This window comes from Thioalkalivibrio sp., from assembly GCF_041690275.1.
Taxonomy (GTDB): Bacteria; Pseudomonadota; Gammaproteobacteria; order Ectothiorhodospirales; family Ectothiorhodospiraceae; genus Thioalkalivibrio.
Genome location: NZ_JAWLHP010000070.1, coordinates 1 through 2,581 on the forward strand (window position 1 = coordinate 1; position 2,581 = coordinate 2,581).

Sequence of the window (2,581 nt, forward strand, 5' to 3'; positions counted from 1 at the left end):
GGGGGGCGTGGCGATTCATGGCGCAGGAACCAGGAAAATGAACAGAAAAATAAATCTGTCCCCTTTTACCTCAGCGCCCGTCAAACCGCTTCGGTGAGTTGGCGGCGATATTCCGATGGCGCTTGCCCGAACCAGCGCTTGCAGGCGCGGGTGAAGTTGGCCTGTTCGGAAAAACCCAGCAGATAGGCGATTTCGTTGATGCTGAGCTGGCTTTCCCGCAGGTAACTCTTCGCCAGTTCCCGCCGGGTGGTCTGCAGGATGTCGCCGAAGCTTTTTCCTTCTTCCGCCAGCCGCCGTTGCAGGGTGCGGTTGCTCAGGCCGAGGGTCCGAGCGATGTCATCCTCGGTAACTCGACCTGACGGCAGGGCCTCGGCGATGCGGCTCTGCACCTGCAGGCCCACGGAATCCTGCTCCAACTGGCTCAGGTGTTTCACCACGATCTGCTCGTTGAGGCGCGACAGCTCCGGATTGGCGCTGCGCAGGGGCTTTTCCATATCGGCCCGTGCCAGCACCAGTTCCAGCGCCTGATCGCCGAACCTCAGCGGCGCGCGCAGATTGGTTTCCAGGTGCAGCACACTGGCCCCTGGCGCGATGGGCAGGACGATTTCCAGTGGGCTGAAGCCCTCCCCGGCCAGCAGGCGGCACATCTTGACGATGGCGACGGTGATGGCCTCGATGGCGGTGGGGTCGGGGTCACCCGCTGGCGGGCGCGGAGTGACGCGGTAGCGATACTCCATGCCAGACAGGGTCAGTTCACCCTGATACTGGTCAGAAACAAGGCGGCCGTAGCGAGCCAGCCGGTGGAAGCCTTCTGCCAACGTGGAGCTGGCCAGCCAGGCATAGCCCAGCGCATGGAAGGTGGTGGGATTCCAGCGCATGCCGACGACTACCCCCAGGGCGGGGTCGTTGGTCACCTCGCGGGTGGCAACCCACATGCGGCGCAGGATTTCCACCGGGAAGCGGGCGTTGGGATCCATCAGGTGGGTGGGATCAAGCCCGGCCTGCCGGAACAGGGCATCCGCATCGAGGCCGCGCTGGTCCAGTTCCTCCCAGACCAGCAGAGCCCAGGAACTCAGGGTGGTAAAGGCCATGAAACCGGCATCCGAAGGCGCTATGGAGCCAAGGATAAGCGCTTGGCGGCCAATGACAAACTGCTGACAACAGGATGGCGCTCCAGGCCCAGTGCGGTGTGCGCCCCTTCGTAAGCTGAACCTGTCAACTGCAACGACAGGCGAAGAACCATGATCAGCAGGTATTTCCAGCACACCCTGGCCGTCAACCTGACCTTCGTCGGCCGTGGCCTGCACAGCGGCCTGCCAGTGCGAATGACGTTGCAACCGGCCGCCCCGGATAACGGCATCATCTTCATCCGCCGCGACGTGCCTTTGTTCCAGTCCGAGATTGCCGCCCGCTGGTACAATGTCACCGACACCCGGCTGAGCACCACCATTTCCAACCGCTTCGGCGCGAAGGTGTCCACAATCGAGCACCTGATGGCGGCCCTGTATGTGTGCGGCATCGACAACGCCCGCATCGTGCTGGATGGCCCCGAAGTGCCCATCATGGACGGCAGCGCGGAACCCTTCGTGCGCATGATCCAGCAGGCCGGCACCCTCCAGCAGAACACCGAGCGCCGTGCCATCGTGATCCGCCATCAGGTGCAGGTGGAAGAACACGGCAAGTCCGCCAGCTTCCTGCCGGCGCCGGTACCCCGGATCGACATGACCATCGACTTCGACAACGCGGCCATCGGCCACCAGGAGCTGTCGGTGCCCCTGGATCGCGATCTGCTGGCTTTCGATGTAAGCGCTGCGCGCACCTTTGGCTTCCAGGAACAGATCGACACCCTGCGCAAGCTGGGCCTGGCCAAGGGCGGCTCGCTGCAGAACGCAGTGCTGATCGGCGACAAGGGCGTGATCAACCAGGAAGGCCTGCGCTTTGAAGACGAGTTCGTGCGCCACAAGGTGCTGGATGCGGTGGGCGATCTGTCCCTGGCCGGCATGATCATCATCGGCCGCTTTATGGGCATGTGCAGCGGCCACGACCTCAACAACCAGGTGCTGCGCCAGTTGCTGGCCCAGGAAGATGCCTGGTTCCTCACCACACTGAGCGGAGCGGAGGAATACTGGGCCTGGACACAGGGTGCCCTGCAGAACCGGGAAAACCGCAATGACCAGGCCGCGATTTGAGGCGGACACCATGTCCCTGCCACAAACCGGAAAACCGGGGTCGGACCAAGCCAAGCCATTGAAATAGCTATAAAAGGCCCGCGAAAAGTCGCCGTTTTTCGCCTTATTGGCCTGTTTTTGGCCCCGGAATGGCCCCGCTAACGGTCGTGGCACTGCGCCACTCCCGACGATGAAAGCCCCCCACGCTTGCGGCGGAGGGCTGGGGTGGGGCGTGGCGCTGGCACTCACCCCGGCCGTCACGTCCAGCCCCGTTACTCCGGGCATCCGGTCGTTCGCCCTTCGGGCCCGCCTGCAGCGGTTGGAAAGCCGCTGCCGGCAGCTTTGTCCGCTTGCGGGAGAGGGGAGAGTTCGGGTTATCGCGGCTGGAAGCCGCTCCTACGAGGGACGGGGAC

At 63.7% G+C, this 2,581-nt stretch carries 2 protein-coding genes; one reads left to right on the forward strand and one right to left on the reverse strand.

What is annotated here, in order from left to right:
- Window positions 1–80: 80 nt before the first annotated feature.
- Complete coding sequence (locus ACESMN_RS11880; protein WP_373053817.1) at window positions 81–1,091, reverse strand: AraC family transcriptional regulator; 1,011 nt, start codon at window positions 1,089–1,091, stop codon at window positions 81–83.
- Between the two features lie 150 nt (window positions 1,092–1,241).
- Between ACESMN_RS11880 and lpxC the strand changes: the two genes are divergently transcribed.
- Window positions 1,242–2,189 (forward strand): UDP-3-O-acyl-N-acetylglucosamine deacetylase, encoded by a 948-nt coding sequence (lpxC, locus tag ACESMN_RS11885; RefSeq protein ID WP_373053818.1) that lies wholly within the window; start codon window positions 1,242–1,244, stop codon window positions 2,187–2,189.
- Window positions 2,190–2,581 lie beyond the last annotated feature (392 nt).